A 6,235-nucleotide genomic window follows, 5' to 3' on the forward strand; every position below is an offset into this window, starting at 1 on the left:
CGCCGGAGGAGCGGGAGGCCGCCGAGAACGACCTGACCCGGCAGCTGCGCACGGTGCGGCTGGACCCGGCCGACCCGGTCTGCGAGGCGGTGATCGCCGCGAGCCGGCGGCTGGCGCTGGCCCGGCAGGTGCACACCGACCTGGTCCGCGACGCCCGGGCGGCGCGCAGCCGACCGCTGGTGCGGCTGTGCCGGATGGGGCGCCGGCACCCGTGGCCCCGCTACTTCGACGTCGACGACCCGACGCTCGTGGTCGCCGCCGAGGCTCCCGCGAGCTGACGTCGGCTTTCGGCCCCGGTGGTGCGGACTGCCCGGTTTGGCGGCGGTCCTCCCTGGGCGTCACATCCCGGGTGATGGCAGCCACAGCGCAGGCCACCGGGGGTCTGATTGGCTGTCGGACCGGCGTTGAACCCGCCGTAGCATTAGCCGTAGCCACCCCCCGAGCACGTCCGAGGAGCGATAACCCGTGCCCGAAACCACCGCCCAGAACGCCAGCGCCACCTCCCTCGTCGGCACCGCCCGCGTCAAGCGCGGCATGGCCGAGATGCTCAAGGGCGGCGTGATCATGGACGTGGTCACCCCCGAGCAGGCCAAGATCGCCGAAGACGCCGGCGCCGTCGCCGTGATGGCGCTGGAGCGGGTGCCCGCCGACATCCGCGCCCAGGGCGGGGTGTCCCGGATGAGCGACCCGGACATGATCGACGGCATCATCAGCGCCGTCTCCATCCCGGTCATGGCCAAGGCCCGGATCGGCCACTTCGTCGAGGCGCAGATCCTGCAGTCCCTCGGCGTCGACTACGTCGACGAGTCCGAGGTGCTCACCCCGGCCGACTACGCCAACCACATCGACAAGTGGGCCTTCACCGTCCCCTTCGTCTGCGGCGCGACCAACCTCGGCGAGGCGCTGCGTCGGATCACCGAGGGCGCGGCGATGATCCGCTCCAAGGGTGAGGCCGGCACCGGCGACGTCTCCAACGCCACCATGCACATGCGCAAGATCCGGCAGGAGATCGCCCGGCTCAGCTCGCTGCCGGCCGACGAGCTCTTCGTCGCCGCCAAGGAGCTCCAGGCCCCGTACGAGCTGGTCAAGGAGGTCGCCGAGACCGGCAAGCTGCCGGTGGTGCTCTTCACCGCCGGTGGTATCGCCACCCCGGCCGACGCCGCGATGATGATGCAGCTCGGCGCCGAGGGCGTCTTCGTCGGCTCGGGCATCTTCAAGTCCGGCAACCCGGCCCAGCGCGCCGCCGCGATCGTCAAGGCCACCACCTTCCACGACGACCCGGACGTGCTGGCCAAGGTCTCCCGCGGCCTGGGCGAGGCGATGGTCGGCATCAACGTCGACGAGATCCCGCAGCCGCACCGGCTGGCCGAGCGGGGCTGGTGAGCGTGGGCGGGCCCACCATCGGTGTGCTCGCGCTGCAGGGTGACGTCCGCGAGCACGTCGCGGCCCTGGCCGGCGCGGGCGCGGACGCCCGCCCGGTACGCCGCCCGGCCGAGCTGGACGCGGTCGACGGGCTGGTCATCCCCGGCGGCGAGTCCACCACGATCAGCAAGCTGGCCGACATCTTCGAGATGCGCGAGCCGATCGACAAGCGGATCGCCGGTGGGATGCCGGTCTACGGGTCCTGCGCCGGCATGATCATGCTGGCCACCGAGGTCCTGGACGGCCGGCCCGACCAGCGCGGCTTCGCCGGCATCGAGATGACGGTGCGGCGCAACGCGTTCGGCCGGCAGGTCGACTCGTTCGAGGCGCCGGTGGAGATCGCCGGCGTCGGGGGCGAGCCGTTCCACGCGGTCTTCATCCGGGCTCCGTGGGTCGAGCGGGTCGGCGACGGCGTCGAGGTGCTCGGCCGGGTCAGCGAGGGCCCGGCCGCCGAGCGGATCGTCGCGGTCCGGCAGGGCAACCTGCTGGCCACCTCGTTCCACCCGGAGCTCACCGGCGACCTGCGGCTGCACCGCTACTTCGTGGACCTGGTCCGCGCCGCCTGAGCGGATGTGCGAGGGGCCCTTCCCGGATCGGAAGGGCCCCTCGCGCGTGCCGGGCGGGCATGTTTTGCGGTCCGCGCCGGTTGTCTTCCTCATGGCCCGGGTGCCTCGACGCCGCCCGGACGGGTGCCGGGTGTGACAAGCCGAGGCACGACCTCGGTAGGATTGCCGCGGTTCGGCAGGGCCATTGCCCGCCGCAGCCCTCCACGCGGAGCCGACCGGCCCTTCTGTCGCCGGTTGCGGGGTGGAGTCGGCGCGGGCTGTCGACGCAGGCGTGGAATGACAGACGGAGGTACGAGATGTCCGGCCACTCAAAGTGGGCGACCACCAAGCACAAGAAGGCCGTCATCGACGCCAAGCGCGGCAAGATGTTCGCCAAGCTGATCAAGAACGTCGAGGTCGCGGCCCGCACCGGCGGCGGCGACCCCGCCGGTAACCCGACGCTCTACGACGCCATCCAGAAGGCCAAGAAGAACTCGGTACCGAACGACAACATCGACCGCGCGGTCAAGCGGGGCTCCGGCCTGGAGGCCGGCGGCGCCGACTGGCAGACGATCATGTACGAGGGCTACGGCCCGAACGGCGTGGCGATGCTCATCGAGTGCCTGACCGACAACCGCAACCGGGCCGCCACCGAGGTCCGCACCGCGCTGACCCGCAACGGCGGCTCGCTCGCCGACGCCGGCTCGGTGTCGTACATGTTCTCCCGCAAGGGCGTGGTGATCGTCCCCAAGGCCGGCACCACCGAGGACGACATCATGATGGCCGTGCTCGACGCGGGCGCGGAGGAGGTCAACGACCTCGGTGAGGCGTACGAGGTGGTCTCCGAGCCGACCGACCTGATTCCGGTCCGCACCGCCCTGCAGGACGCCGGGATCGAGTACGAGTCGGCCGAGTCCTCGCTGATCCCCAGTGTCAACGTGCCGCTGGACGCCGACGGCGCGCGCAAGGTCTTCAAGCTGATCGACGTGCTCGAGGACTGCGACGACGTGCAGAACGTCTACGCCAACTTCGACGTCTCCGACGACGTCATGGCCGCGGTCGACGCCTGACCCCGGTGACCGAAGGGCGATTCCCGCCGGGCGACGTCGTCGTCCGGCGGGAGGTGCTGCGCGGCGAGGTCTGGTTCGGCTGCCCGACCATCTGCGTCGAGGACTCCGCCGACCTGCTCGCGCTCTACCTGCCGCCGGGGGCCGAGTTCGGCTTCCCGGAGGGCGGCACCTTCCCGTGTGGACGGCACCCCTGGCAGACCGCCGGCCACACGGCCTGGTCCGGGCACGGCAAGTTGATGCTCCAGCGTCCGGGTGAGGCGCACTCGGTGGACGTCTTCTGGGCCGGCGAGGACCGCGCCTTCGCCGGTTGGTACTTCAACCTCCAGGACCCGTTCCGGCGTACCCCGATCGGGGTGGACACCCTCGACCACGAGCTGGACCTGTGGTGGCCGGCGGGCGCCGACCGGTACGTCTGGAAGGACGTGGAGATGTTCGCCCAGCGCCTCACCGAGGGGCGCTACCCGGGCATGGCCGACGCCATCCGCGGGGAGGGGGACCGGATCGCCGCCCTGCTCGACGCCGGCCGGCGCTGGTGGGACGAGGGCTGGGCGCAGTGGCGGCCGGACCCGTCCTGGGACGGGCCGCGCCTGCCGGCCGGCTGGGACGCCGTTCCCTGCTGAGAGCGGCGGCGAAACTCGGCTGACCGGCCGCCCGCTCCCGCCGTAGCCTGCCGGGATGCTCGTCCCCGACCTCCCGCTGCGCACCGATCGCCTCGACCTGCGGTTGTTCACCGCCGACGACTTCGCTGCCCTGCGGCTACCAGTCCCGCGCCGACGTCACCCGCTACCTCTACTTCGCGGCGAACGACGAGGCCGCCAGCCGGGAGGCGCTGGCCCGCAAGCGCGCCCGGGTGCGCTGCGCGCGGAGGGCGACGTGCTGAACCTGGCGCTGGTGCTGCGGGAGACCGGCGCGGTGATCGGTGACGTGCTGCTGATCTGGACCAGCGTCGCGCACCGGCAGGGCGAGATCGGGTACGTCCTGCACCCCGACCACGCCGGCCACGGGTACGCCACCGAGGCGGCCCGGGAGATGCTGCGGCTGGGCTTTGACGAGCTGGGCCTGCACCGGATCGTCGGCCGGCTGGACGCCCGCAACACCGCCTCGGCCCGGGTGCTGGAGCGGCTCGGCATGCGCCGGGAGGCGCACCTGCGGGAGAACGAGCTGGTCAAGGGGGAGTGGACCGACGAGGCGGTGTACGCCCTGCTGGCCCGCGAGTGGCGGGCCGGCACCCGCTGAAACGGGCCCGGCCGGCCCGGCGCCCCCGGGTGCGCCGGGCCGGATGCCTCTGCTCAGGCCTGCTGGCGGCGGGCCTTGAGCACGCTGTCGACGACGTCCCAGAGCGTGATCACGGCGATCACCACCACCGACACCGTGGCGACGGTCTCCAGGTGATCGCCCTCGCGCAGCCAGGCGAACCGGGCGACCAGGTCCGGGTTGAGCAGCCGGTCGGTGAGCAGCAGCACCACCACCGGCCCGGCGAAGGCCAGGTCGAGCGCGGCGTTGACCGCCACCAGCGGCCAGGTCCACCGCCGGGCGCGGTACTTCGCGATCTCCAGCGCCAGGCTCGCGACCAGCACCGCCGCGAGCACCGGCAGCCAGGAGCGCCACAGCGCCGGGTCGAGCAGGGGGGATCCGCCCGCCGTCGGTGTCCGTCACCCAGGACTGGACGTGCTGCCAGGGCAGGAAGGCCAGGGTGAGCAGCAGCATCGCCACCGCCGCGCAGGTGTCGGTGAGGCGTACGTCCCGCTCGGCCGGGCTCTCGGGTAGCTGGTCGACGGTCCAGTCGGGCAGGTTCAGCGAGGTGTCGGTCCGTTCCAGCACGGCGAAGCACAGGGTGACCCAGAAGGCGATCTGCACCGCCGTCTGGAGGGCGGCGGTGACGCTGGCGCCGATCGCCGGGCCGGGTTCGCCCTCGACGGTCGCCTTGAGCACGCCCACCACCACGCCGACGGTGGCGGGGACGACGGCGAGCAGCCCCTTCAGGAATCGTTGCCAGACCAGGTAGTAGGTGGGGCCGATCAGTTGGAGCCGGCGGTCGGCGTAGCGGGCGGCGAGCCGTTCCGGGTGACCCATCTCGGTCAGCACCTCGCGTTCGGCCGCGGCGGCGTCCTCCCCGGAGGCGGTCCGGCCGTCGATCATGTCCTCGATGGAGGCGCGCAGCTCGGTGGCGATCTCCGCCCGGCGTGGTGCGGGCACGGCCCGCAGGGTGGCGGCGACGTAGCGGTCGGTCAGGGAAGTCATCGGTCCACTCCTTCGATCAGCCCGGCGACGGAGGTCTGCACGGCGGCGAGGTCGTCGAGGAGTCGGCGCAGCACGCTCTCGCCCTCCTCGCTGGTGCGGTAGAACTTGCGCGGGCGGCTCTCCTCGGTGTTCCACTCGCTGGTCAGCAGGCCCTGCTCCTCCAGTCGGCGCAGCAGGGGGTAGAGCGTGTTGGCGTCGACCGGGAAGCCGTGCGCGGCCAGCCGTTGCAGCAGTGCGTAGCCGTAGTCGGGGTGCCGCAGGGCGACCAGGCTCGCCACCACCACCGTGCCGCGGCGCAACTCCTGGAGATGGGTCCGCAGGATCTCCTCGCTAACCATGCGTCACACTATACTGTGTGCCACACAGTGTTGTCGGGACCAATAGCGTTGTGCCAGAGGGGAACGATGTGTCGCTCTGCCGACGAGGGGCGTCGGCGGGATGCCGGCGCCCCTCGGTGCGGGCCGGTTCAGCAGGACCGCCCCTGCCGGAAGCCGCGCTCGACGAAGTCCGCGCGCCCGGCCTCGAACCAGCCGACGCCGGAGCGGATCGGGTGTCCGGTGAACAGCTCCACCCGGCTGCCGAACCGGACCAGGTACGCGGTGGCGTCGCCGGCGTCATTGCTGATCAGCTCACCGCGCCGGCCGTAGATCTCCTCCAGCTCGGCGAAGGACATGCCGACGCTCGCTCCGGCCGGCGAGCGCGGCGGTGCGGTGGCGGTGCCGACCGCGACCAGCCGCCCGTCCCGGAAGGCGAGCATGATCTTCCCGGCCCAGTCGCCGGTGACGCCGGCGTGGACCACGCCGGCGCAGCCGCGGCCGTCCAGTCGATCAGGCCGCCGCCGAGAGCCGGGTCAGGCCTCGCGCCGATCCCGAAGGGTCCGGCGCCCCGGACGCTGAGCAGGTCGACTGCGCCGGCGACCTGGACGATCGTGGCCTGCGCCGGGCGACGCCGGTCGGC

General features: G+C 72.5%; 9 protein-coding genes and 2 pseudogenes. 7 read left to right on the forward strand and 4 right to left on the reverse strand.

All coding sequences use genetic code 11. The features are described 5' to 3' along the window. From JNW89_RS24435 to JNW89_RS24460, 6 genes and pseudogenes are all read left to right on the forward strand, one after another. Positions 1 to 278: pseudogene (locus JNW89_RS24435) on the forward strand (hypothetical protein); the annotation flags it as partial. 187 nt (positions 279 to 465) lie between these two features. After that, entirely contained in the window at positions 466 to 1,383 is a 918-nt protein-coding gene (gene pdxS / locus JNW89_RS24440) for a pyridoxal 5'-phosphate synthase lyase subunit PdxS (RefSeq protein WP_309140024.1), read from the forward strand. Positions 1,384 to 1,385: 2 nt separating this feature from the next. Then, entirely contained in the window at positions 1,386 to 1,988 is a 603-nt protein-coding gene (gene pdxT, locus JNW89_RS24445) for a pyridoxal 5'-phosphate synthase glutaminase subunit PdxT (protein ID WP_238450660.1), read from the forward strand. A 296-nt stretch (positions 1,989 to 2,284) separates the two neighbouring features. Next, on the forward strand, positions 2,285 to 3,037 hold the full coding sequence (locus JNW89_RS24450) for a YebC/PmpR family DNA-binding transcriptional regulator (protein ID WP_154938218.1): 753 nt from the start codon (positions 2,285 to 2,287) through the stop codon (positions 3,035 to 3,037). 5 nt (positions 3,038 to 3,042) lie between these two features. Next, positions 3,043 to 3,657 carry a DUF402 domain-containing protein gene (locus JNW89_RS24455; RefSeq protein ID WP_238449532.1) on the forward strand — a complete coding sequence of 205 codons (615 nt, stop codon included), beginning with the start codon at positions 3,043 to 3,045 and terminating at the stop codon, positions 3,655 to 3,657. Positions 3,658 to 3,712: 55 nt separating this feature from the next. Further along, the gene (locus JNW89_RS24460) at positions 3,713 to 4,273 is read left to right on the forward strand and encodes a GNAT family N-acetyltransferase (RefSeq protein ID WP_238449533.1); all 561 of its coding nucleotides are present in this window, start codon (positions 3,713 to 3,715) and stop codon (positions 4,271 to 4,273) included. Positions 4,274 to 4,326: 53 nt separating this feature from the next. Here the strand turns inward: JNW89_RS24460 and JNW89_RS24465 are convergent, their stop codons facing one another. After that, positions 4,327 to 4,614: a hypothetical protein gene (locus JNW89_RS24465; RefSeq protein WP_238450661.1), complete on the reverse strand. Its 288-nt coding sequence runs from the start codon at positions 4,612 to 4,614 to the stop codon at positions 4,327 to 4,329. 116 nt (positions 4,615 to 4,730) lie between these two features. Here JNW89_RS24465 and JNW89_RS24470 point away from each other — a divergent pair, with 116 nt between their 5' ends. After that, positions 4,731 to 5,042, forward strand: a complete 312-nt coding sequence (locus JNW89_RS24470) for a hypothetical protein (protein ID WP_238450662.1) — start codon at positions 4,731 to 4,733, stop codon at positions 5,040 to 5,042. A 95-nt stretch (positions 5,043 to 5,137) separates the two neighbouring features. Here the strand turns inward: JNW89_RS24470 and JNW89_RS37805 are convergent. The 3 genes and pseudogenes from JNW89_RS37805 to JNW89_RS24485 all read right to left on the reverse strand — a co-directional run. Beyond that, a pseudogene (locus JNW89_RS37805) lies at positions 5,138 to 5,278 on the reverse strand (hypothetical protein); the annotation flags it as partial. After that, the gene (locus tag JNW89_RS24480) at positions 5,275 to 5,616 is read right to left on the reverse strand and encodes a PadR family transcriptional regulator (protein WP_238449535.1); all 342 of its coding nucleotides are present in this window, start codon (positions 5,614 to 5,616) and stop codon (positions 5,275 to 5,277) included. The gene JNW89_RS24480 and the pseudogene JNW89_RS37805, both read right to left, overlap by 4 nt. A 128-nt stretch (positions 5,617 to 5,744) precedes the next feature. Beyond that, complete coding sequence (locus tag JNW89_RS24485) at positions 5,745 to 6,077, reverse strand: hypothetical protein (RefSeq protein ID WP_238450663.1); 333 nt, start codon at positions 6,075 to 6,077, stop codon at positions 5,745 to 5,747. Between the last annotated feature and the right edge of the window lie 158 nt (positions 6,078 to 6,235).

It is taken from the genome of Micromonospora sp. 4G55, assembly GCF_016803375.1.